Raw genomic sequence first — 22,246 nt, 5'->3', positions numbered from 1 at the left:
CCACTCGTGAAAGATCCCGTCATGACCTTCTCCCCAGCCCTGCCCGTTGACCCGGCCGCCGGGACCCTGACACCCCTCGCCATCGACCGGGTCCAGCTGGACCCGGAGGGGTTCTGGGGACGTCGGGTCGCCGTCAACGCGACCGCCACCTTCGAGCACAACCTCGGCTGGCTGGAGCGCGCCGGATGGCTGCGCAATTTCGAGCTCGCCGTCGGGGGCGGACTCGCCGAAGGCCGTCGCGGACGCGAGTTCGCCGACTCCGAGGTCTACAAGACCCTCGAAGGGCTCTGCTGGCACACCGCCGGACGTGAGGACCCGGAGACCGAATCGATCATCCGCGCTCTCACCGCCCGCATCGTCAGTGCGCAGGAGAGCGACGGCTATCTCGGCACCCGCTTCGGCCGGCACGGTCAGGCTGAGCGTTACAGCGACCTCGAGTGGGGCCATGAGCTGTACAACGCCGGACACCTCCTCCAGGCCGCGGTCGCGCGACTGCGCACCCACGGTGAGGACGGGTTCACGCAGGCCGCGCGCCGTCTCGCCGACCACATCTGCTCGGAGTTCGGGGCGGACGGCCGCCAGACGGTCTGCGGACATCCGGAGATCGAGGTCGCGCTCACGGAGTTCGCCCGCGCCACGGGGGAGGAGCGCTACCTCGAGCAAGCCCGCGTGTTCTTGGACCGCCGCGGTCACCAGAGCCTGGAAGACGTCGAATTCGGTCGCGCCTACTTCCAGGACGACGTCCCGATCCGCGAGGCCAAGGTCCTCCGCGGACACGCGGTGCGCGCCCTCTACCTCACGTCCGCGGTGGTCGACGTCGCCGTGGACACTGATGACGCCGAGCTGCTCGCGATCGTCGAGCGGCAGTGGGAGGCCACAGTCGCACGCCGGACCTACATCACCGGTGGAATGGGCTCGCATCACCAGGACGAGGCGTTCGGCGCCGACTTCGAGCTACCCAACGACCGCGCGTACTGCGAGACCTGCGCCGGCGTGGGCTCGATCATGCTCTCGTGGAGGTTGCTGCTCGCCACCGGCCGCCCGCGCTACGCGGACCTGATCGAACGCACTCTGCACAACATCATCGCCACCGCCGTGTCCGAGGACGGCCGCTCCTTCTTCTACGCGAACACCCTCCACCGGCGCGAGCCGGGCGTCGCGTCCTCCCCGGAGGAGCAGTCCAAGCGCGCGGACTCCAGTCAGCGGGCGGCGTGGTTCGACGTCGCCTGCTGCCCCAACAACCTCGCCCGCACCTTCGCCTCGCTGTCCGGCTACCTCGCCACAACCGATGCGAAGGGTGTGCAGCTGCACCAGTACGCGTCCGCCACGATCTCCGCCGCTCTCCTCCAGGGAGACGTCTCGATGGAGGTCTCCAGCGACCTGCCGGAGCGGGGGCGAGTCGCCGTGACCATCACGCGCACACCCGTCGAGCCGTGGACTCTGACGCTGCGGATCCCGACCTGGGCGACGAACGCGGACGTCGTCGTCGTCTCCGCCGACGGGGATGCTGCCGAGACGCCGACCGGACCGTTCCACGGCACGCTCCACCTCGAACGGCGTTTCCGCGTCGGCGACCGGATCGAACTCGACCTCCCCTTCGAACCCGTCCTCGTGCAGCCCGACGAGAGGATCGATGCCACCCGCGGCACCGTCGCCGTCCAGCACGGACCGGACATCCTCTGCCTCGAGTCCGTCGACCTCCCCGCCGGCGCCCACGTCGACGACATCGCCCTGGACGCCGGAGCGGTCCCGATCGCACGAGAGGGGCGTGTGACGCTCGCCGGCAGCGTCGCCGAACGCGACGAGCACGAATGGCCCTTCTCCAGAATCCCTCGAACCCCGCACCGACGGCCGTTGACCGTGGCGCTCACCCCGTACCGGTCGTGGGGATCCCGAGGTCCCGTGTCGATGCGCATCTGGCTTCCCGTGAACCACTCCTGATTCCCGGGCGAGCTCCCACCGCCGGGCGGATCCTCGCTCCTCTGCGGCGGCCGCCGGTCACCGCATCCGCACTTCGACGAAGAAGGCAGGACATGTCCCTCCTCTCACGCAGAGCCTCTCGGCTGCTCGCGGCACTCACGATCAGCGTCATCGCCGCAGCAGGATCGGTGGTGGTCGGCCAGACCGCCGACGCCGCCACCAGCTACCCCTACACGCTCGCCTCCGACAAGATCCGCGCGAGCTTCGCCGCGGACGGGTCGATGCAGTCGCTCAAGATCGTCGGCGACCTACACGACACCGAATACCTGATGAACCCGGACAGCGCTCCGGAGCAGGCCCGCGAGACGAACAGCAAGTACCGCCAGTGGTTCGGGAACCTGATGTTCTCCTACGCGAACGGCACGGGAGCAGTGTCGACCACCGGTGTCGGCGCGAACCCCTGGAAGACCGCGTGGACCTCCCAGTCGGCCGACGGCCGCACCGTCTCGGCGACGTCGAGCAGTGTGACGGTCACCCACCAGAACTCCACCAACGCGGAAGGCGTGAAGGGCTTCACCGTCACCGAGACGTACTCTCTCGCCTCCGACGGCTCCCTGGTCTGGAAGCAGGACGTCAAGAACACCGCGGCCACGCAGCTCGTCATCGGCGACTGGGGTGTCCCCGTTCCCGGCAACGAGCTATGGAGGCAGGGCGACTCGATCTACGAGACCCGGGTCCTCACACACTCCTACGTGGGTAAGAACGGCTCCTACGTCACTCTCGAGCGTCCCAGCGGCCAGGGCCCGTTCATCGCCATGACCGCCGACACCGCATCCGGCTCCGGCTTCGAGTACCAGGACCGCTGGCGCACCGAGGAAGTCGGCAACACCTCCTGGGCCTGGAACTCGGCGAACGAGAGCTCGAACATCAAGGGCCTCAACATCTACTACCCGCACTCCACCGCGATCCAGAAGACCAACCGCGGCTACCTCAGCTCCACCAGTGTCGCCATCGCGCCGGGCGCGACGAAGAGCTACACCTATCGCATCGGCAAGGTCGATGACGACGCAGCACTCAAGCAGACGATGTTCGATCGAGGGCTGCTCGACACCACGGTCGTCCCCGGACTCATCGTGCCCATCGACCGGCGCGCAGAGATGGCGTTCCGGATCAAGGGCACCATCACGTCAGTCACCGCGCGCAACCGCAACGACCTCAAGGGGTCAGCGCCCACGAACCCCGTCGTGACGTTCTCCCGGAGCAACGGCGACTACCGGATCTACGGGATGACCTTCGACCGCACGCAGCTGGGCGCCAACGACGTCACCGTCTCGTACACGGACCAGACCGGCGCCGCGCGGCAGTCCGTCCTCCAGTTCTCCGTGATCGACAGTGTCGCGGGACTCCTCGACACGCATGCGAAGTTCATGGTCGAGAAGACCCAGTGGAAGCCGTCCGACGGACTCTCCGCGAGCGACATCCGCAACTACACCTTCGACGACTGGATGATGAACGCCCCCGACGGCAGCCTCGCCACCACGACGAACGCCCCTCAGGGCCGCCGCAACGAGTACGCCGGCTACTACGGGCTCGGCGACGACTGGGGACTCCCGCACGGCCAGTTCCTCGCGGAGAAGCTCGTCGCCCTGCCCGACGCCACCCAGATCAAGGCCCTCGACGACTACCTCCAGAAGGCCGTCTGGGAGAACCTGATGGGGAACACGTCGCCCAGCGCCGCGCCGAAGTACACCGTCTACGACTTCTGGGAGCAGGGGAAGCCCGGCAGCCTGAACACCACGCCCGGCTACCGCGGCTACGCCTACCCGCACGTCTACAACACGTTCTTCGGCATGTACAACATCGCCAAGCAGAACCCCTCCGCGATCGCCTACGCCCACCCCGCTCAGTGGTACCTGACGACGGCCTACGGGATCTTCAAGGAGCTCTACGAGGGACCCGTCGCCTACAACTGGGAGACCGGACTCATGGGTGAGCTCTCGACACCCGATCTCATCGCCGCATTGCGCGCCGAGGGACTGGACACGCAGGCCAACGACATCGAAGCGAAGATGGCGATCAAGTACGCCAACTTCTCCTCCAACGCCTACCCCTACGGCTCCGAGTACAGCTACGACAACACGGGGGAGGAGGCGGTCTACACCCTCGCCAAGCTCAATGTGAACGACGACAAGACGAACGCCCTGCGCGTCATGCGCGACATCGTCGCCAAGACGGAGGCCGCCCGCGGACGCATGCCCGTCTGGTACTGGTACTCCGACCCCACCACCATCACGGGCGAGAACTGGTGGCAGTTCCAGTACAGCGCCTCCCTCGCCGGCTACACGATGGACGACTACATCAACCACACCGCAGCACTCGAGACCGGAACCACGGCCATCACCGCCGCGCGCCGCGCCGAGCTGCAGCGCCTGAACTACGCCGGCAAGGTCGCAGGACTCGCGACCATCAACTCCGGCCAGATCAGCAACGCGCCGGCCAACATCGGAGCCGCATCGTGGTCGTACCAGGCCGAGCGCGGCAACCTCGGCACCCTCGGGGTCGGCGGAGGCGCGAACGTCAAGCTGAACAACGGCTGGCGGGGCATGACCGGCGAGAGCGATCTCGGACTGTGGGGCACCCTGCAGACCCTCAGCGCCGACGTCGTCACCGATGACCCGATCTTCGGAGTCGTCGGATACGGAGCGGACGTCTCGCGGGACGCCTACTCCACCACCGTCATCCCGAAGGACGGCCTGCAGCGCCGCCTCAACCTGGTGACCCAGCAGCTGTCGGTCGACCTCGAGAACGACGCCTACTCGCAGGCGATCGTCGGCTCGAACAGCGCCGACCTGCGCCTGGACATGCTCAACCGCACCGGCACCGCACACTCCGGCATCGCGGAGGTCAGCGGCCTCGCGCAGGGCAGCTACGCGGTCATCGTGAACGGCGTGCGCCAGCGCACCGTCAACGTCTACCGGCCCGCCTCTCTCGCGGGAACGCTTCCCGCGCCGGTCCGCGTCCCGTTCGATGCGCCCGCCGGCAGCACGTACATCGTCCACCTGGTCTCGACCGCCCCGGGCGCGAATGCGGCGCCGACCGTCAACGCCGGACCCGACCAGGCCGGGCTGTCCCTCGGACTCGATCCGATCCAGCTCAGCGGATCCGCCTCCGACGACGGACTCGGCTCGCCGAACGGAACCCTGACGACGCAGTGGAGCGTGCAGTCTGCTCCTGCCGGTGCCACCGCGACCTTCGCGTCGCCGACTGCTCGCCGCACGTCTGCGTCGGTGAGTACCGCCGGCAGCTACGTGTTCGCACTCCGGGCAAGCGACGGCGTCCTTGCGACCACCGACACGGTGTCCGTGACCGTTCAAGCCCTGCAGCCGCTCCCGGCCGACTGGGTGACCTACACCTTCGACTCATCGTCGAACGGCACCGTCCCCGACGCCTCCGGCAACGGCAACGCGCTCGCGCTCAAGGGGACGGCGGCAACCTCCACCGACGGCACGGCGAGCGTGCTGCGGCTGAACGGAAGCGACGGGGCCTTCGCCCAGCTGCCGTCGGACATCCTGTCACGCTCGAAGGACCTGACCATCTCGATGAGGGTGAAGGTCGATTCGATCTCCACCTTCAGCCGGCTGTTCGACTTCGGCAGCAGCACCCAGAAGTACGTGTTCCTCACGCCGAAGTCGACTGACGGGAAGCTAGGGCTCGCCCTCACGACCTCCGGTAATGGAGCGGAGACACGGATCTCGACGAACTTCACGATGCCCGCTGGGCAGTGGACCGACATCAAGGTGACCTTCAAGGCGAATACGAACGGCACGACGACGGGAACGATCTTCGCCAACGGAGTGCAGGTCGGGCAGAACACCGCCATGCCGCTCGCTCCGAAGGACCTAGGCCGCACCAGCGGCAACTTCCTCGGCAAGTCGCAGTTCCCCGACCCGTACCTCGCCGGCAGCTTCGACAGCTTCGAGATCGACGGAGTCGTGCGCTAACGACACCCGAAAGACCAGCGCTGAACCGCTCGTCGCCCCCTCCTCACGCGGCGACGAGCGGTTCAGCACCTCTTCCCGCGCACAACTTCTGCGCATCAGCCCTCGCCCGCTGGCGCCACCGAGGGGCGAGCTGGTTGAGGTTGCTCGAGACGTACCCGATCGTGCTGCGGATGTTCATCAGATCCGCGGCAACTGACTTGAACTCCGCGTCCGTGATGACCGCGTTCTCGGCCGTCGCGGACTCGAACGGGGAAGTGCGACGCCCGCAGCGGGTCGAGCAGGCTGTCGCCGGCGACTACTCGCCGTCCTTCGCCCTCGCGCTGATGCAGAAGGACGCGGGGCTGATCCAGGCCTACGCGGACAGCGTCGGCGCACCCGTCCCCGGCGTCGCGACGGCCCGCCACTACATCGACGAGGCGATGGCCGCCGGCTTCGGCGGGGAGAACGCCTCGGCGCTGATCAAGGCGATCGCCGCGGAGGCCGACGTCGACCTGACCCGGCGCTGACCCTCCGCCCCGGGGTGCCCCTGCCCGGCCGTGACGGCCGCCGCAGGGGCTCCCCCGGCACCCTCCCCGTCCCGGCCGCGCCGCGTGCTTCACTGGAGGGATGACCACGCGTGACGACCACATCGCCGACTTCGCCGAGTTCCTGACCGCCTCCCCCTCCTCGTACCACGCGGCCGCCGAGGCGGCACGGCGCCTCGAGGGAGCCGGATTCACGGGGCTGGACGAGACGCAGGCGTGGCCCGCGGGGCCCGGCCGGTACTACGTCGTCCGCGACGGCGCGATCATCGCCTGGCACCTGCCCGAGGGCTCCGGGGCGACCACGCCCTTCCGCATCCTGGGCGCCCACACCGACTCCCCCGGCTTCATGCTCAAGCCCCGGCCGACGATCGGTTCGAAGGGCTGGCTGCAGGCCGGCGTCGAGATCTACGGCGGCCCGCTGCTCAACTCCTGGCTCGACCGCGAGCTCGAGCTGGCCGGGCGCGTGGTCACCCGCGACGGCTCGACGCGCCTGCTCCGGACCGGCCCGCTGCTGCGGATCCCGCAGCTCGCGATCCACCTCGACCGCACGGCGAACGAGGGCCTCACCCTCGACCGCCAGAAGCACACCGTCCCCGTGTTCGGTATCGGCGACGCCTCCGAGGTCGACCTGCTCCAGCTGCTCGCCGCGCACGCCGGGCTCGACGACGCCTCCGACATCGCCGGCTACGACCTGCTCACCGCCGACACGCAGGCGCCGCGCCGCTTCGGGCTCGACGAGATGTTCCTCGCCGCCGGGCGGATGGACGACCTCAGCTCCGTGCACGCCGGCCTCGTCGCGCTCCTCGCGGCGAGCGCCGATCCCGCGGCGCCGCCCGCGCACATCAGCGTGCTCGCCGCCTTCGACCACGAGGAGCTCGGCTCGGCGAGCCGGTCCGGAGCGAGCGGGCCGTTCCTCGAGGACGTCCTCTCGCGCATCGGCACGGCCCTCGGCGCCGGCGTCGACGAGCGCGCCCGGGCGATCGCCGCCTCCTGGTGCCTCTCAGCCGACGCCGGCCACTCCGTGCACCCCAACTACTCCGAGAAGCACGATCCCGCGAACCAGCCGGTGGCCGGGAAGGGGCCGCTGCTCAAGATCAACGCGACGCAGCGCTACGCGACGGATGCGCGCGGCGCGGCGCTGTGGGCGGGCGTCTGCGAGCGCGCCGGGGTCGGGTACCAGGAGTTCGTCTCGAACAACTCGGTGCCGTGCGGATCCACGATCGGCCCGCTGACCGCGACCCGGCTCGGCATCTCCACGGTCGACGTGGGAGTGCCGCTGCTCTCGATGCACTCGGCGCGCGAGCTCGCCCACGTGGACGACCTGGTCGCCCTGACCGCGGCGATCGAGGCGTTCTTCGCTCCCTGAGCCGGGTCCGGCGCGACCGGGATACCGCGGCCTGGAGCACCCACCGGGCGGACCCTGCGACTCCGCTCAGTCGCCGGGCGGCCGCCGGCGCTGCTGCTTCGTCTCGGAGCGCTGCTGCTTCGCGGCGAGCCGGCGGCGGGTGGAGCCGCGCGTGGGCCGGGTCGGGCGCCGCGGGGCGGAGGGAGGCGCGAGGGCCGCGGTGATGATCCCGCTGAGCAGCTCGAGGGCCGTCTCGCGGTTGCGCAGCTGCGAGCGCTCCTGCGCCACCGTGACGGTGACCGCCCCGGAGACGAGCCGCCTCCCGAGGCGCTCGAGCAGACGCGAGCGCTGCTCGTCCGAGAGGGCCGTCGACTCCTCGACGTTCCAGGTGAGCTGAACGCGGCTGTCGGAGGTGTTCACGTGCTGCCCGCCGGGCCCGGAGGAGCGCGAGAACCGCCACTGCAGCTCCGATGCGGGGACGACGAGCCCCGGCCGCACCTCGAGATCCATGCGGCAAGCCTGGCACGCGCCCGCCTCCGAGCGGGAGCACCCGCGATCCGCTCCCGGGTGCGGTGTCCTCTTCCGGACGTGTCCGCTACAGGCTCTTGTCCCCGCCGTGGTCACGTCCGGACACTGGAGAGGTGCCCGGGCGGGCGCATCGGCCGACTCCTCACTGCCACCCGAAGGCGTCGAGGGGTCGGCCGCACGGCTCGGTCCCGCGGGAGCTCAATCGCGCGGCACCGTCTCGGCGAGGTCGATCTCGCCGTCGTCCAGCGCTCCCGGCTCGAGCGCCTCCGGATCGACGAGCACCGGCTCTCCGGCACCGGCGTCGCCGTCGCGGGTGCGCGAGTCCGCCGCCCACGCCGTGCCGAGCGCGAAGAGCGTCGCCACCCCGTAGTGCTCCATCGCGGCGGCCACGCGGCGGCGGCCGGTCCGCGGATTCATGCCGAGCCGGTGCGACGCGGTCTCGAGCGTGACGCCCTGGCGCATCAGCCGGAGCAGCGGCAGCCAGCTCTGGTCGACGGCGCCGATCGGAGCGGCCTGCCGCCACAGGACCTCGAAGTACGACTCGACCAGCCCGGCCAGCGCCGCATGGCGCACGCCGAGCACGCTGGTCGGCTTCGTCTCGCCCCGCTCGAACGGGACGGCGAGGTGGTCGCCGTCGACCCAGAACCAGCTCGGCGGGCTCTCGAGGAGCCGGTACTCGACGCCCGCCGCCTGGTACGCCTCCACCCGGGCGAGCACCCGGGGGTCGCGCGCGCCGGCGGCCGGCATGATGACGCGCACCCGGTCCTTCGCCGCGAGCGCGTGCCCGAAGCGGATCGCCCGCTCCGTCGGCGGGTCGAGGAACCGCTCCACGTTCGGGAGCACCGCCACGAGCGAGCCGGAGTCGCGGCGCACGAGGTCGAACCAGAGGTCCTCGGACGCGTGCGGACCGTGGCGGAGGAGGGTCGGCACGGGATCCGACGTGTCCTCGCCGACCCGCCAGGCGCCGAGCAGCATCGGCAGGCCCGCGACGACGCGCTCGATCCCGTCCAGGGACTCCCTGCCCGCCCGCCGCGCCGACTCGGTGTGCCGGGCGATGGCCGCGGCCGCCCACTCCATCGGCGCCGGGAAGTCGAGCTGCTCGCCCTCGCCGCCCATGAGCCCCCGGCCGCGGAGCCGCTCGATCGCCGCAGCGACCTCGGCCTCGTCGATGTGGGTCAGCTCCGCCGCGTCGGCCAGCGTCGCCGGCCGTCCCCGCAGCAGCGCAGCCAGGAGTCCGTCGTCGTCCATGCGTCTCCTTCGCCGTGGGCCGTCACCCGAGGGTGCCGTCTCCGCGGTCGAGGAGCAAGGGACGCGCGGCGGACGGCGGGGAGCGGCCAGGCGGGGGCGGGGGATGAACTCGTGACGAGCACGGCCCTCGGCTCACCTGAGGACTTCCAGCGGAGACCTTCTTCTTCGCTCTCGATCGCACTCTTTCGCAGTGGCGGCTCGTCACCGGGAAGGCGGTGGTCACTGCGGACGTCCGGGATCGATCAGGAGCGCGGTACTGCGGTCACTCGGACAGCAGCGGGATCGAGCGGCCCAGGCGCCTGCCGTACTCGGCGATGGCGCGGCCGACGGGGAGCCGCTCGGCCTCGTAGCGCTGGAGCGCCTCGTCGACCGGGTGCCGCGCGAGGGAGCCGGCGAGGGCCAGCGCGTCGCCCGCCGCCTTGGCCGCACCCATGGCCGTGTGCGGCCTTACCGTCACGGCGGCGTCACCGAGGAGGGCGACCCGGCCGCGGACCGTCCGCGGCGGGACGTAGTCGACGATCGCCTGCAGGAAGGGCTGCGGCTCGGCCAGGACGGCAGCCGCGAAGGGCGGCGGCAGGCGGTCGACCGCGTCCTCCTCGAGCCGACGGCGGAGATCGGGAGCGAGATCGCCGGGCGCGAGGGACACGCTCTCCGGCGGACGGCCCGACGACGTCATCACTCCGCGGAGGGCGTCCTCCGAGAGGGGCCGGTACCAGACCCAGTTGTAGCGCCGGCGGCCGGGCTCCACCTCGCCGGCGGGTCCGGGGACGAGGTAGCCGAGCATGTGCTCGCCGGGCGCGGTGTAGAAGGCGAAGCGCCCGAGCAGAGTCGCCGCGGCCTCGGCGGGGAGCGCCGACTCCGGGATCAGCCCGCGCCAGGTCGAGTAGCCGGCGTAGCGGTTCCCCCGCGCCTCGGGCGCGACCGCCGCGCGCACGACGGATCCGAGTCCGTCGGCTCCGAAGACGACGTCGAACTCCACGCCGCTCCCGTCGCGCAGCTCGACGACGACCGGGTCCGTCCCGGTCGAGGGGCGCACCCCGGCGACGGCATGGCCGAGGAGGTAGCGGTCGGCGGGGATCCGCGAGCGGAGCGTGTCGTAGAGGTGGTCCCACGACACCTGCGTCTGCGGGGAGGGGTCGCGGCCGATCACGCGCCCGGAGCGGTCGAGGGTGATCCGCTCGTGCGCGACGACGCCGACCCGCGCCTCGTCGTCGCGGCCGATCGCGTGCAGGAGGTCGATCAGGTCCTGCTGGGCCACCAGCCCGGCTCCCCGCCGCGACAGGCCTGTCGCCGACCGCTCGAGGACCGTCGCGCGGTGCCCGTCGCGGACGAGCAGGGCCGCGGCGAACAGTCCGCCGATCGAGCCGCCGACGATCCCGACGTCGAGCGGGCGCACCGCTCCTCCTGCTGCTATGAGCGCGACCGTACCGGCGAGCGGGCGGCGCCCGTTCCTACAGACGGCGGAACAGCGCCCCTCAGGCGCGGTCGTCCGCCCGGAGCGACCGGATCATCCCGCGGAGCAGGCGCGCCGCCGCCTGCCGCTCCTCCTCCGCGAGCCCCTCCAGCATCCGCAGCTCCACCCCGCGGACGGCGGCGGACGCCTCGGCCAGGCTCCGGCGTCCGCGCTCGGTGAGCCTGGCGGGGAGCGCCTTGCCGACCGGAGCCGCGTCGGGGCGGGTGACGACGCCGTCGCGCTCCAGAGTCTGCAGCAGGACGTTCATCGACTGCCGGGTGACGAAGGCGCCCCGCGCGAGCTCCGAGTTCGAGAGGCCCGGCCGCTGGGCGAGGAGCTCGAGGCAGGAGTAGTGGGTGACCGTCATCCCGAGCGGGCGCAGCACGGCCTCCATCGCCGCGCGCAGCGCGCTCGATGCCTCCTTGAGCAGGTAGCCGAGCGAGGTCTCGAGGTCGATGCCGTCTTGACTCATGTCAGAATTCTGACATACGCTCCTGTGTGTCAGAAAGCTGACACAACCGAGGAGGAACCCCATGCCCGTCACCGGCCCCGACTTCGTCTCGCTCCAGGTCCGCGACCTCGCGGCGTCCCAGGCGTTCTACGAGCAGTACCTCGGCCTGGTCCGCTCGCCCGCCGGCCCGCCGCACGCCGTCGTCTTCACGACGACTCCGATCGCCTTCGCCCTGCGCGACCTCGCGCCCGGCACCGACCTCGACTCCGCCTCCCGCCCCGGTGTGGGCGCCGCGATCTGGCTGCACGCGACCGGCGTGCAGGAGATCCACGACGCGCTCGTCGCCGACAGGCACCCCGTCGTCGCGGCTCCGATCGACGGCCCGTTCGGGCGCACCTTCACCTTCGCCGACCCGGACGGCTACCACGTCACCCTGCACGACCGCGCCTAAGCGGGACGGTGCGGACCGCGCCTGAGCTGAGCGGGGCGGAGCGGGACGGGACGGGGCAGAGCGCCTCAGCCCATCGCGCGCAGCTGAGCCGAGAAGAGGTGCAGCGAGCGGTCGACCTCGGGCAGCGCCGGCGTCCGGTTGAGGTGCCCGTGGGGCATGCCGGCGGCCAGGTGCCCGGTCACGGCGACGCCCGCCTCCGCGAGCTGGCGCAGGAGCAGCTCGGCCGACCCCCGCAGCTCGTCGTACTCGTTCACGAGGACCGTGACCGGAGGCAGACCCGCCAGCGGCGCGGAGCCGGGCAGCGCCTCGACGGGGAGGTCGGAGATCCGCCCGAGGTAGGTGCGCACCATGCCCTCGATGCTCGACGGAGGAAAGCGGAGGACGGGCGGCAGCTCGCGCAGCTCGGCCGCGATCGCGTCGTCGACGGCGGGGTTGGGGAAGTGGGCGAAGGGGTAGGCCAGGAGCACGTGCTCCGGCAGCCGCGCACCGGCGTCGCGCTCGCGGAGGACCGCACCGAGGGCCAGGGCCGCTCCCGCGCTCGCGCCGCCGATCGCGACGGGTGTGGATCCGGACTCCGTGCTGCGGAGGTGCCGCCAGGCGGCGTGCACGTCGTCGAGCGGGACGGGGTAGCGGACGTCGGGGCCGGCGAGCCGGTAGTCGACGGAGACGACCCGGGCCCGCGCCCGGTGGGCGAGCTCCGCCGCGACGACGTGCGACTCGCGCATGTCGATGCTCCCGGCGGCGAACCCTCCTCCGTGCACCCAGAGCAGAGCGCGCTCGGGTGCGGCGGGCGAGTACACGCGCAGCGGGACCGGTCCGTGCGGGCCGGACGCGGTCTCCGTGACGACGTCGATCCCCTCGGGCAGCGACCAGGGCCCCGGATCCTCCTCGAACGCGGCCATGCGGGCGGCCTGCTCGGCGTCGAGCGGATACGCGAGGCCGGCCAGGAGAGGCAGCCGAGCGGCGAGGTACGGATCGAACGGCATCGGCGCCTCCTGCGGGGTCGGGGTCGCGGACCACGCTAGCCCGGCCGCGGGTCCTCGAGCGGCGCCTGCTCAGCCGCGTCGCTGCAGGAGCATCACGCCGTCCAGGAGCACGGCTGCCGTGCCGTCGGGAGCGGTCACGGCGCGCTCCCTCGTCTCGACGAGCTCCGCGGTCCACTCGGCGGGGTCGAGGGCCAGCTCGGCGAGCTCCTCCTCGGGGCCGACGAGGTGCATCGCTCCGTGGCGGTGGTCGTCGCCGCTCGCCCACGGCGGGGGCGCGGCGTGCGAGACGACGGCGAGGCGGCCGCCGGGAGCGACGACGGAGGCCGCCCGCCGCAGCACGTCGATCCGCGGGAACTCGGCCATCGAGTGCAGGAAGCTCGCCGTCACCAGATCGAACTCCCCCACGACCGGCCAGTCCTCGGCGAGGTCGGCCTGCACGAAGTCCACGTCGGCGCCCCGCTCGGCCGCGGCCGCGCGCGCCCGGCCCAGCGCCGTCTCGGAGAGGTCGAGCCCGGTCACGCGCCAGCCGAGCGACGCCAGCCACAGCGCGTCCGCCCCCTCGCCGGCGCCGAGGTCGAGGGCGCGGCCCGGCGGCACCGGGCCGACCAGCCCGACCAGCGTCGCGTTCGGCCGGCCCGACCAGATCCGATCGGAGTCGGCGTAGCGCGCCTCCCACTGCTCGCGTGCGGTGCTCATGCTGCTCCTCGTCCCCGGGCGCAGGGGCACCCGCGTCGAGGATGCCGCGCCGCCGCTCCGGCCGCCAGCCGTCGTGCCGAACCGGCACGGGCACCCGTCCCGCGGACGACACGGCCGGACGGAGCCGCGGCGCCGCGCGGACCCGCCGGACGCACTTCCCCGACACGCCCCGCGCCGATTAGCGTCGGTGCATGGCCCTCCGACTCGAAGAGATCATCGTCGACTGCACCGACTTCCGGACCCTCGCGCACTGGTGGCAGGAGGCGCTCGGCTGGGACGTCGTGGACGAGGACGAGGACGGCATCGAGCTGCTCGCCCCGTCGGGCCGCGGGCCGAGCCTGCTCTTCCTCGACGTGCCCGAGCGCAAGACCGTGAAGAACCGGCTGCACCTGGATTTCGTGCCGGACGACCAGGAGGCGGAGGTCGCGCGGCTGGTCGGCTTGGGGGCGACGCGGTCCGACGTCGGGCAGGGCGAGCAGTCCTGGGTCGTGCTCGCCGACCCGGAGGGCAACGAGTTCTGCATCCTCTCGGCGCGGGAGTGAGAGCGCTTCCACTTTCCAGGACGGTTGTCGGGAAAGCGCTTCCATGCGCACGCATCGAAAAAGATTCCGAGAAGTCAAGGGTAGAACGATCGTTCTCGACTCCCTAGCATCGCCTCCGACGCGTTTCCCGACCGGGAGCGCGCGGAGCCGAGGAGTCACCGTGACCACCTACGACAGACCCGTCGCCGCCGTCGGCATGACGCAGTCGCAGCAGCAGGGCGAGCTGCTCGCCGGCCGCGCCCTCGAGAACCGCGCCCTCGGCCTCTACGCGTACGCCTACCGCCTCACGCTGTCGGACTCCGCGGCGAGCGCCGCCCTCCGCCACGCGGCGGTCACCGTCCGCAGCGGACGGCCGCAGGGACTCGACGACACGGGCGCCCTCGACCTGATGCGCTCCGAGGTCGGGCGCGCGAGCGTGCAGCGCGGCGGCTCCGCGATGGAGCGCGCCGAGCAGGCCCCCGCGGCGATCCGCGAGGACGACCTGCTGCGCTCGGGCTTCCACCGCCGCCTGCACGCCCTGCCGACGCTCGAGCGCCAGGCCTGGCTGCTCCGGCACACCGGCGGCCACGACGTCGACGCGATCGCGGCGATGCTGCAGGAGCCGGCGGAGCGCATCCGCTCGGCCCTCGCCTCGGCCGCCCGCACGCTGGTCGAGGGCGAGCTGGCCGAGAGCGAGTCCGCGGAGTAGCGCGGCACGAGGTGCCCGAGAGACGCCGGGTCCAGCCGGCGGCGCCCCTCAGGCGTCTGGGACCCGGCCGCGACTCGGCGCGACCGGGAGGACGGGGTCAGTCGAGGTAGTCGATGTCGTCCCACGGCTGGTGGACGTCACCGGTGTCGCGGTCGTCGTCCGGCACCTCGAGCTCCTCGAAGATCACCGGAACACCCGTCGAGATCAGGACGCTGACCTGGCGGTTGCCCACGATCACGAAGTCGACGAGGCCTCCTCCGGCCTGCGTCGCCTCGGTCGCCGACCGCTTCAGCTCGGCGACGTCGGTCCCCTGGGACAGCCCGTAGGTCTTGCCCTCGATGGTGACGGTGGTGCGGATCATGTGGCGCTGCTGCTCCTCGGCTCGATGGGTTCAGCGTACGAATCGCGACAGAGCGCTGCCAGGCCTTGCGGTGGACGCCCGCGGCTGCCACGGGTGAAGGGGCCGGCTGAGGCGAGCGGCGTCCGGAGCCGAGGCCGGAAGCAGCGTGACGGGCCGCTCGGGCGGATCCGCCGCTCCTGACCTCGGTTCCGGACACCGGGCGGCGGAGTCAACCGGGCGCGCTCCACGGAGCTCCCGCCGTAGCGTGGAACCTGTCCGCACGTTCCGCACCCAGCGACAAGGAGGATCCGATGACCGAGAAGAACACTCCCGAGGACCCGCAGACCACCGACCCCGAGCACGTCGACCCCGAGACGGCCACCGACCCCGAGGGCGACCCGGTCGAGAACCCGTCGGGCTGACGCCCGCACCGGAACGGCCCGCGGCCACCGGGACACCGCTGAGAAGGCGGAGTCCCGGGGGTCGCGGGCCGTTCCCGTGTCCGGCGCCGCCATACTGACGGAGTGCAGGCCGAGGACGATGAGCGCAGGGATCTCGAGCGGATCCTGTCGGCCCGACCCCGCGACGACGGCGCCGACCGGGACGAGCGGCGCGAGGCGCTGCGACGGCTCGGCGAGCTGGAGGCGGAGGACGCTCCTCCCGGAGTGACGGGATCCGGCGCTCAGACCGGCGCCGCGCCGTCCGGAGCGCAGCCGGGCGCGGCGCATCCCGGGACGGCGACCGACTCGCGCGCCCCCCTGCCGGCGGCCGCACTTCCGCTGTCGGCGACCGTCGGCTCCGAGACTGCGGAGTCGCCCGCCGAGCACCCCGACGGGCCGGCCCCGCGGACGCCGCACCCGCGCCGCCGCCGCCTCGTGCTCGCTGCCGCGATCGTCGGCGGAGCCGCGGTCGGCGCGATCGTCCCCACCGCGCTCCTCCTCCCTCCGCCCGCGGACCCCGTCGCCCCGCCGACCGCCTCCGCGGATCCCGCCGACCGCTTCGCCGCGCTCGTCGAGGGCTGGGAGCCGACCACCGACGTCCCGCCGGGCCTCGCTCTGCTCGCCGGGGAGGCCACGGTCTACGGCTCCGGGTTCGACACCGCCGAGAACGACCGCCTGCTGATCACCGAGCCGAACGGCACCACGGTGTGCCTCGCCGTGCAGCGCCCGGACGCGTCCTTCTTCGCCGGCTGCACCGGCTCGGAGGCGTTCTTCGCCGGGGAGCCCCTCCGGGTCAGCGGCACGACGCTCCGCAGCGGCGCCCCGGTGTACACGCAGATCCTGCTCCGCCCGGACGGGACGATCGAGGGCGGCTACCAGCTGGTGCCGGAGCCGCCGCAGCCCGAGGCGGAGGAGTCCGGAACGGTGGAGTCCGGGTCACCGGACCCCGCGACCAGCGAGCCCTGAACCGCCGGGCCCGCGACCAGCGAGCCGTGAGCCTGCGACCAGCGAGCCGCTAGGCGCGCGTCGCCTCCGCCGCGTCCGCGATCACCTCGGCCGCGGACGCCGTCCGCTCCCACACCGCGCGCTGCCTCTCGGCGCCCGTGCCCCGCGCCAGGACCCGCTCGACGCCGCACGCCGCGACCTCCTCGTCGCCCGACTCCGCCAGCGCCCGACCCGCGTGGTCGAGCAGGCGCGCCAGTACCGCGGAGGCGGGGGCCGGGCAGCCGTCGACCGGATCGATGAGGTCGCCGGTCGTGCCGTGGCGGCTCGCCAGCCAGGAGGAGACGGCGATCACCGGAGTCGGCAGCGCCACGGGCGGGACCCCGGCGCCCGCGTCGCGCACGGCCGTCTCGGCGAGCGCCCGGATCAGGACGGCGATCAGCGCCGAGTCCTCGGCGTGCAGCGGGACGTCGGCGATGCGCACCTCGACGGTCGGGTGCGCACGGGAGAGACGGGCGTCGAAGTAGAGCATGCCCTCGTCCAGCAGCACGCCGCAGGAGGTGAGGGAGGCGACGACGCTCCGGTACTGCTCGACGTCGCCCCAGATGCCGACCGGGCCGGCGGTGGGCCAGCGCCCCCACGACTGGTAGCGCCAGCTGGCGAACCCGGTGTCGACGCCGGCGCTCAGCGGGGAGTTGGTGCTCAGGGCGAGGAGGGCGGGCAGCCAGCCGCGCAGCCGGTCGAGGACCGCGATCCCCTCCTCCGGCGACCCGATCCCGACATGGACGTGCAGGCCGCAGGTGAACTGCTCGCGGGCGACGAGGCCGAAGCGCTCGGCCATCCGGTCGTAGCGCTCGTCGGCCGAGAGGTGCGGCTCGAACGCGGCGGGGCTGGTCGCGACCGCGACGGCGCGGGCACCGACCTCGCGGGCGGAGTCGTCGGCCAGGCGGCGGCCCTCGCGCAGTCCGGCCAGCAGCGCGTCGTGCGTGCGGGCGGGAGCGCCGACCGCCTCGATCTGCTCCGCCTTGAGCTCGGCGGCCAGGGCGACCGCCGCGGAGCCGCGGACGGAGCCGAGCAGCAGCGGCGCCGCGGGCGTCGGGAGGAACGTGCCGGCGTCGACGAGGAGGTACTCCTCCTCCACCCCGAAGGTGCGGGCGCTCATCGGAGCGCCTTCCGCTCGAGTCCCCCGCCGCAGCCCACCCGGTCATCCCACCGTGCCGGGCGCCCGCCGGGCAACCGTCCTCGGCCGATGTTCAGCGTCGGGACGCCCGCGACGCCGGTCCGCGGGCGGGCTGTCAAGGCCGGGTGCAGCGGGGCGCGGAGCGGCAGGATCGGAGCACACCCAGAACCGGAGGTCCCCGTGCCCGACAGCACTCCCGAGCAGGCCGAGTACGACGTCGCCGTCATCGGCGCAGGACCCGCGGGGACGGCCGCCGCCCTCCGCGCCGCGGAGCTGGGAGCGCGCGTGGTCGTGCTCGAGGCCGCGCGCGTCGGCGGCACCTGCGTCAACACCGGCTGCGTGCCCACCCGCGTCCTCGCGAAGACGGCGCGGATGATGCGCGAGACCCGCTCCGCCGGCGACTACGGGATCGAGATCGGCACTCCCGTCCTCGACTGGGCCGCGACCGTGCGCCACGTGCACGAGCGCGTCGACCTGGTGCGCTCGATCAAGCGCGAGGCGCAGCGGTTCGAGGAGGCGGGGGTCGACCTGATCCACGAGGGCCGCGCCCGTTTCGTCGACGAGAGCACCCTCGTGCTCGACAGCGGGCGGCGGATCCGCGCGCGCTCGATCATGGTCTGCGTCGGCGGGCACTCGCGGCGGCTGCCGATCCCGGGCGCCGAGCTCGCGACCGTGCCGGAGGACGTGCTCGGGCTGACCGAGCTGCCGCGCCGCGTCGCCGTGATCGGCGGCGGCAACACGGGCGCCCAGCTCGTCACCGTCTTCAACGCCTTCGGCTCGGAGGTGACGCTCCTCGACGTCGCCCCGCGGATCCTGATGACCTCCGACTCCAGCATCTCCGAGCACGTCGGCGCCGCCTTCGAGCGCCAGGGAGTCCGCGTCCGCACCGGGATCGAGACGGTGTCGGGCATCGAGCGGCAGGACGACGGCTCGCTCGCGATCGCGTGGCGCGAGGGCGGCGAGGACCGGACGGCCGAGGTCGACGTGGTGGTCATGGCCACCGGCTGGCCCGCCGACGTCGAGGACCTCGGACTCGAGAACGCGGGCATCGAGGTCGTCCGCTCCGCGATCCCCGCCGACCAGTACTTCCGCACCGTCGTGCCGCACATCTTCGCGGTCGGCGACGCGAACGGGCGCGACATGCTCGTCCAGGCGGCGCAGTTCGAGGCGGAGGCCGCCGCCGAGAACGCGGTGCTCGGCGCGAACCGGCGCACGCCCCAGTTCCTCCTGCCCGCGGGCGGATTCACGGACCCGGACTACGCGGGCGTCGGCTTCACGCAGGAGCAGGCCCGCGAGCGCGACCCGCAGTGCGTCGTCGCCTCGGTGCCGTTCTCGCACCTGGACCGCGCCGTCATCGACGACCGCGAGAACGGGTTCCTCACGCTGATCGCCGACCGGCGCCGCGAGCTGCTGCTCGGTGCGCACGCGGTCGGCGAGAACGCGATCGAGGTCGTGCAGTCGGTGACCACGGCGATGGCGGCCGGAGTCGACCTCGCGACCCTCGCGAACGTCCGCTTCGCCTACCCCACCTACAGCGCGGTGATCGGGATGGCGGCGCGCGCCCTGCTGGCCGAGCCGGCGCGCCCGACCGAGCTGGACTGACGCGCTACCCGATCCTCGGAGGCGGCGCCAGCCCCGAACCGGCGGCCCGCCGCCTCCGAACAACTGGAGACGGGCACTCCGCCCGCCCCGCCGAGAGGAACCCCTGTGCCGATCCCCGCTGTCGACTACAACCACGTCCGACTCACCGTCCGCGACATCGCCGTCTCGCGTCCCTTCTACGACTCCGTCTTCGGCTTCGACGTCGCCTTCGAGGCGCCGCCGGCCGACGCGTCGCCGGAGGAGAAGGAGCAGCTGGCGTTCGTGTTCGGCGGCGTGATCTACCAGTTCCCGGGCGGACTGCTCGGCCTGCGCCCCGTCGCGCCCGGCGACGACCGCTTCGACGAGGACCGGGTCGGGCTCGACCACGTCAGCTTCACCGTCCCCGACCTCGACGCGCTGAAGGCGGCCGCGGCCGTGCTCGACGACCTCGGCATCGCCCACGAGCCGATCAAGGACGCCGGCGGCATGAGCCTCCTCGAGTTCCGCGACCCCGACAACATCGCGCTCGAGATCACGTCCCCGAGCTGATCGGAGCAGCGCGCGTATCGAGATCTCCACGCACGAACGGGCAGGTCTCGATACGCCGCTTCGGGCTACTCGACCAGCAGAAGTCCCCGACATGCTGATCGAGTAGCGCGCTCAGCGCGCGTATCGAGATCCCCGCGCACGCACGGAGAGCGGACTACGGATGCCGCCGTCGGTACGGAGTCGTCGTCGACACCCGGACCAGGCCCGCGCGCTCCAGGATGGGCCGCGAGTACTCGGTCGAGTCGCTGTGCACGAGGGTCTTCCCGAGTGCCTGGGCGGAGGCGGCGCGGGCGGCCGTGACCAGGCCGTAGAGCCCGCGTCCGCGGTACTCCGGCAGCGTCGCTCCGCCCCAGATGCCGGCGAAGGCGGTGCCCGGGACGGGCTCGAGCCGGCCGCCGGACGCCATGCGCCCGTCGACCTCGGCGACCCACAGCTCCATGCCGTCGCCGCGCGCCAGGCGGGCGACGAGCGAATCGGCGATCGACACGTCGACCTCCTCCTCGAAGGCGGCGTCGATCATGGCGCTGAACGCGCGGACGTCCGGCTCGTCGACGACCCGCCGCAGCACGACCCCCTCCGGGACCGGCCGGTCCGAGAGCAGCGCCTCGACCGGGCCGATCATGATCGACTCGGCCTCGTCCGGCGCGAAGCCGTTCGCGACGAGGGCGTCGTGCATGCCCGGGGCCTCGTCGTGGCCGCGGGTCTTCCACTCGACGCGGGTGATGCCGGGATCGGCGTCGAAGTGCGCGCAGGCCGCGGCGACCAGGCGGGCGATCTCCGCGGAGGAGGCGCCGGCGAGGTCGCGGTAGGTGACGAAGCCGCGTCCGCCGGCGAAGGTCACCAGACGCAGAGGCCCCTCCCGCGTCACGGAGACGGCGCTCGGGGTCTCGGCGTCGGAGCGGAGCTGGTCGTCGTAGGCGCGGAGGTAGTCGGAGCTCATCGCCCCGACGCTACCCCCGGACCCGGGCGATCAGGTCCTGGATGAAGGGGATGACGTCCTTCGCCTGGTCGACGCTGGCGAATCCGGTCGCGACGAGCGGCCAGATCGAGCCGATGAGCGTCGCGATCACGGCGGCCACCGCGGCGACCCAGGCGAGGGCCGCGTTGCGGGAGAGCAACGCGACGGCGAGGCAGGCCAGGCCGACCGCGTAGCTGAGGACGATCGAGAGGACGATCGCGCCGACCGGGACGTCGAGCGCCCCGGCCGTGGTGCCGTCCGCCGCGCCGATCAGCCCGAGGACGGGCAGCAGCACGGCGACGACGACCACGAACGAGAGCACGACGCCCGTGCCGAGCGCGATCCAGGCCGCACGCGGCTTGCGTCGCGCGCCGTACGAGCGGGTGCGCACGGGACTACTCCCGACCGGCGGTGGACGACGCGCGGTCGTCCTCGGAGCGGTGGGCGTCGGCGTCGTCGGACGCGGCGTCGCGATCGGCCGCCGCCTCGTCGCGCTCGACGTGCTCGGACTCCTCCGCTGGAGCGACCTCGACGGTCGCGGTGCGGGGGTCGCCGTCGTCGTCGACCGGCTCGACCTGGACGCGGACCACGAACTCCGCGGTCTCGACGACGGCCGGGGCCGCGTGCGTCTCGACGCGGGGGTCGTCCTCGTCGCGCTCGGCGGCGCGCTCGTCATCGGCCGTCTTCTGGGCGGCTGCGCGCTCGTCGCGCTCGTCGGCCGCTCGGTCCATCGCGTCCGCGGCGTCGTCGGCGGCGTCCGCCAGGCGTCCGCGGGCGGAGTCGACGGCACCGGAGACGGCGTCGCGGGCGTTCCCGGCGGCCTCCTTGGCGGAGTCGCGGGCGTCGGACACGGCGCGCTTGACGGTGTCGACGAGCGGCTCCTCGTCCTCCTCCGGCTTCTCGATCGGGTCGAACGGGCCGTGGACGTCGGTCGCCTCGACGTTGACGACGACGTGGCCGCCGGCGACCGGCTCCGCCACGCGCTGCACCTGATCGCGCACGGCGTCCAGGACCTCGCGGACGGGGTGGGGGTACTCGACGACGAGGTCGATGTCGACGGTGGTGACGCCGTCGGCCTTCGAGACCGTGACTCCAGGGACGGTGCTGGTGCCCAGCACGCGGCGGGAGGCGCGGTCGAGGCCGCGGGCGACGGCTCCACCGAGGTGGTGGACGCCGGACACGCGCTGGGCGCTCTCGCCGGCGGCGGTCGCGACCCGGCTCTCGGTCGACTCGGGCTCGGACGGCTTCCCGTCGCGGCGGGCGGACTCGCGCCGGCTCTGCTGGTTCGGGGTCGGCTGCTCATCGGTGCGGATGCGCTCGACGGTGCCGGGCTCCATCGGATCGGACATGAGGTGCTCCTTCAGAAAGACTTCCATCCCGCCTGAGCGGGGCTCTCCGGCCCTCCCGATCGGGAGGGCCGGAC

Annotated in this window: 21 protein-coding genes; 10 read left to right on the top strand and 11 right to left on the bottom strand. The window is 72.8% G+C overall.

Features of this window, described 5'->3' with window-relative positions:
* Positions 1-21 precede the first annotated feature (21 nt).
* The 4 genes from C5B95_RS04665 to C5B95_RS04650 all read left to right on the top strand — a co-directional run bounded on the left by C5B95_RS04665 (position 22) and on the right by C5B95_RS04650 (position 7,811).
* Entirely contained in the window at positions 22-1,941 is a 1,920-nt protein-coding gene (locus C5B95_RS04665; RefSeq protein ID WP_104225865.1) for a glycoside hydrolase family 127 protein, read from the top strand.
* A 92-nt stretch (positions 1,942-2,033) separates the two neighbouring features.
* A complete protein-coding gene (locus C5B95_RS04660; RefSeq protein WP_104348589.1) occupies positions 2,034-5,921 on the top strand; it encodes a DUF5695 domain-containing protein in 3,888 nt (1,295 codons plus the stop codon).
* 134 nt (positions 5,922-6,055) lie between these two features.
* On the top strand, positions 6,056-6,427 hold the full coding sequence (locus C5B95_RS04655; protein ID WP_146076488.1) for an NAD-binding protein: 372 nt from the start codon (positions 6,056-6,058) through the stop codon (positions 6,425-6,427).
* 100 nt (positions 6,428-6,527) lie between these two features.
* Positions 6,528-7,811, top strand: a complete 1,284-nt coding sequence (locus C5B95_RS04650) for a M18 family aminopeptidase (protein ID WP_104348587.1) — start codon at positions 6,528-6,530, stop codon at positions 7,809-7,811.
* A gap of 66 nt (positions 7,812-7,877) precedes the next feature.
* On the opposite strand, the gene arfB is transcribed toward C5B95_RS04650, so the two are convergent.
* The 4 genes from arfB to C5B95_RS04630 form a co-directional block, all read right to left on the bottom strand.
* Complete coding sequence (gene arfB, locus C5B95_RS04645; protein WP_104348586.1) at positions 7,878-8,300, bottom strand: alternative ribosome rescue aminoacyl-tRNA hydrolase ArfB; 423 nt, start codon at positions 8,298-8,300, stop codon at positions 7,878-7,880.
* A 216-nt stretch (positions 8,301-8,516) separates the two neighbouring features.
* Positions 8,517-9,566 (bottom strand): hypothetical protein, encoded by a 1,050-nt coding sequence (locus C5B95_RS04640; protein ID WP_104325647.1) that lies wholly within the window; start codon positions 9,564-9,566, stop codon positions 8,517-8,519.
* Between the two features lie 262 nt (positions 9,567-9,828).
* On the bottom strand, positions 9,829-10,962 hold the full coding sequence (locus C5B95_RS04635) for an FAD-dependent monooxygenase (protein ID WP_104348585.1): 1,134 nt from the start codon (positions 10,960-10,962) through the stop codon (positions 9,829-9,831).
* Positions 10,963-11,041: 79 nt separating this feature from the next.
* Positions 11,042-11,491: a MarR family winged helix-turn-helix transcriptional regulator gene (locus C5B95_RS04630; RefSeq protein WP_104225858.1), complete on the bottom strand. Its 450-nt coding sequence runs from the start codon at positions 11,489-11,491 to the stop codon at positions 11,042-11,044.
* Between the two features lie 61 nt (positions 11,492-11,552).
* Here C5B95_RS04630 and C5B95_RS04625 point away from each other — a divergent pair, with 61 nt between their 5' ends.
* The gene (locus C5B95_RS04625) at positions 11,553-11,921 is read left to right on the top strand and encodes a VOC family protein (protein WP_104348584.1); all 369 of its coding nucleotides are present in this window, start codon (positions 11,553-11,555) and stop codon (positions 11,919-11,921) included.
* A 65-nt stretch (positions 11,922-11,986) separates the two neighbouring features.
* On the opposite strand, the gene C5B95_RS04620 is transcribed toward C5B95_RS04625, so the two are convergent.
* Both C5B95_RS04620 and C5B95_RS04615 read right to left on the bottom strand, forming a co-directional pair.
* Positions 11,987-12,907, bottom strand: coding sequence for an alpha/beta hydrolase fold domain-containing protein (locus tag C5B95_RS04620; protein ID WP_104348583.1), 921 nt, complete (start codon positions 12,905-12,907; stop codon positions 11,987-11,989).
* Between the two features lie 69 nt (positions 12,908-12,976).
* Positions 12,977-13,603 carry a class I SAM-dependent methyltransferase gene (locus tag C5B95_RS04615; protein WP_104250487.1) on the bottom strand — a complete coding sequence of 209 codons (627 nt, stop codon included), beginning with the start codon at positions 13,601-13,603 and terminating at the stop codon, positions 12,977-12,979.
* Between the two features lie 191 nt (positions 13,604-13,794).
* Here C5B95_RS04615 and C5B95_RS04610 point away from each other — a divergent pair, with 191 nt between their 5' ends.
* Entirely contained in the window at positions 13,795-14,145 is a 351-nt protein-coding gene (locus tag C5B95_RS04610; RefSeq protein WP_104225854.1) for a VOC family protein, read from the top strand.
* Positions 14,146-14,305: 160 nt separating this feature from the next.
* Positions 14,306-14,833: a hypothetical protein gene (locus C5B95_RS04605; protein ID WP_104325651.1), complete on the top strand. Its 528-nt coding sequence runs from the start codon at positions 14,306-14,308 to the stop codon at positions 14,831-14,833.
* A gap of 97 nt (positions 14,834-14,930) precedes the next feature.
* On the opposite strand, the gene C5B95_RS04600 is transcribed toward C5B95_RS04605, so the two are convergent.
* Entirely contained in the window at positions 14,931-15,194 is a 264-nt protein-coding gene (locus tag C5B95_RS04600; RefSeq protein ID WP_104224053.1) for a hypothetical protein, read from the bottom strand.
* A gap of 503 nt (positions 15,195-15,697) precedes the next feature.
* Here C5B95_RS04600 and C5B95_RS04595 point away from each other — a divergent pair.
* Positions 15,698-16,579 carry a hypothetical protein gene (locus tag C5B95_RS04595; RefSeq protein ID WP_104348582.1) on the top strand — a complete coding sequence of 294 codons (882 nt, stop codon included), beginning with the start codon at positions 15,698-15,700 and terminating at the stop codon, positions 16,577-16,579.
* 49 nt (positions 16,580-16,628) lie between these two features.
* On the opposite strand, the gene C5B95_RS04590 is transcribed toward C5B95_RS04595, so the two are convergent.
* The gene (locus tag C5B95_RS04590; protein WP_104348581.1) at positions 16,629-17,717 is read right to left on the bottom strand and encodes a glutamate--cysteine ligase; all 1,089 of its coding nucleotides are present in this window, start codon (positions 17,715-17,717) and stop codon (positions 16,629-16,631) included.
* A 198-nt stretch (positions 17,718-17,915) separates the two neighbouring features.
* On the opposite strand from C5B95_RS04590, the gene C5B95_RS04585 reads away from it, so the two are divergent.
* Positions 17,916-19,337 (top strand): NAD(P)/FAD-dependent oxidoreductase, encoded by a 1,422-nt coding sequence (locus C5B95_RS04585; protein ID WP_258059801.1) that lies wholly within the window; start codon positions 17,916-17,918, stop codon positions 19,335-19,337.
* A 105-nt stretch (positions 19,338-19,442) separates the two neighbouring features.
* Complete coding sequence (locus C5B95_RS04580) at positions 19,443-19,865, top strand: VOC family protein (RefSeq protein WP_104223996.1); 423 nt, start codon at positions 19,443-19,445, stop codon at positions 19,863-19,865.
* A gap of 154 nt (positions 19,866-20,019) precedes the next feature.
* Here C5B95_RS04580 and C5B95_RS04575 read toward each other — a convergent pair whose 3' ends face one another.
* Genes C5B95_RS04575 through C5B95_RS04565 form a run of 3 tightly spaced genes read right to left on the bottom strand, consistent with a single transcriptional unit; the run spans position 20,020 to position 22,172 of the window.
* Positions 20,020-20,805 carry a GNAT family N-acetyltransferase gene (locus C5B95_RS04575; RefSeq protein WP_104348579.1) on the bottom strand — a complete coding sequence of 262 codons (786 nt, stop codon included), beginning with the start codon at positions 20,803-20,805 and terminating at the stop codon, positions 20,020-20,022.
* A gap of 10 nt (positions 20,806-20,815) precedes the next feature.
* Positions 20,816-21,214, bottom strand: a complete 399-nt coding sequence (locus tag C5B95_RS04570) for a hypothetical protein (RefSeq protein WP_104317722.1) — start codon at positions 21,212-21,214, stop codon at positions 20,816-20,818.
* A 4-nt stretch (positions 21,215-21,218) separates the two neighbouring features.
* Positions 21,219-22,172 (bottom strand): Asp23/Gls24 family envelope stress response protein, encoded by a 954-nt coding sequence (locus C5B95_RS04565; protein WP_181067997.1) that lies wholly within the window; start codon positions 22,170-22,172, stop codon positions 21,219-21,221.
* Positions 22,173-22,246: the final 74 nt, after the last annotated feature.

The organism is Rathayibacter sp. AY1A7, from assembly GCF_002930845.1.
In the GTDB taxonomy this organism is placed as follows: Bacteria; Actinomycetota; Actinomycetes; order Actinomycetales; family Microbacteriaceae; genus Rathayibacter.
This window is presented reverse-complemented; position numbering and strand designations above follow the sequence as displayed.

Bases quoted from the DNA above. Each gene is read 5' to 3' on its own strand.
- C5B95_RS04590 (WP_104348581.1), bottom strand. From the start codon at position 17,717: ATGAGCGCCCGCACCTTCGGGGTGGAGGAGGAGTACCTCCTCGTCGAC.
- C5B95_RS04565 (WP_181067997.1), bottom strand. From the start codon at position 22,172: ATGTCCGATCCGATGGAGCCCGGCACCGTCGAGCGCATCCGCACCGAT.
- C5B95_RS04600 (WP_104224053.1), bottom strand. From the start codon at position 15,194: ATGATCCGCACCACCGTCACCATCGAGGGCAAGACCTACGGGCTGTCC.
- C5B95_RS04640 (WP_104325647.1), bottom strand. From the start codon at position 9,566: ATGGACGACGACGGACTCCTGGCTGCGCTGCTGCGGGGACGGCCGGCG.
- C5B95_RS04620 (WP_104348583.1), bottom strand. From the start codon at position 12,907: ATGCCGTTCGATCCGTACCTCGCCGCTCGGCTGCCTCTCCTGGCCGGC.
- C5B95_RS04625 (WP_104348584.1), top strand. From the start codon at position 11,553: ATGCCCGTCACCGGCCCCGACTTCGTCTCGCTCCAGGTCCGCGACCTC.
- arfB (WP_104348586.1), bottom strand. From the start codon at position 8,300: ATGGATCTCGAGGTGCGGCCGGGGCTCGTCGTCCCCGCATCGGAGCTG.
- C5B95_RS04615 (WP_104250487.1), bottom strand. From the start codon at position 13,603: ATGAGCACCGCACGCGAGCAGTGGGAGGCGCGCTACGCCGACTCCGAT.
- C5B95_RS04665 (WP_104225865.1), top strand. From the start codon at position 22: ATGACCTTCTCCCCAGCCCTGCCCGTTGACCCGGCCGCCGGGACCCTG.
- C5B95_RS04575 (WP_104348579.1), bottom strand. From the start codon at position 20,805: ATGAGCTCCGACTACCTCCGCGCCTACGACGACCAGCTCCGCTCCGAC.
- C5B95_RS04650 (WP_104348587.1), top strand. From the start codon at position 6,528: ATGACCACGCGTGACGACCACATCGCCGACTTCGCCGAGTTCCTGACC.
- C5B95_RS04610 (WP_104225854.1), top strand. From the start codon at position 13,795: ATGGCCCTCCGACTCGAAGAGATCATCGTCGACTGCACCGACTTCCGG.
- C5B95_RS04630 (WP_104225858.1), bottom strand. From the start codon at position 11,491: ATGAGTCAAGACGGCATCGACCTCGAGACCTCGCTCGGCTACCTGCTC.
- C5B95_RS04660 (WP_104348589.1), top strand. From the start codon at position 2,034: ATGTCCCTCCTCTCACGCAGAGCCTCTCGGCTGCTCGCGGCACTCACG.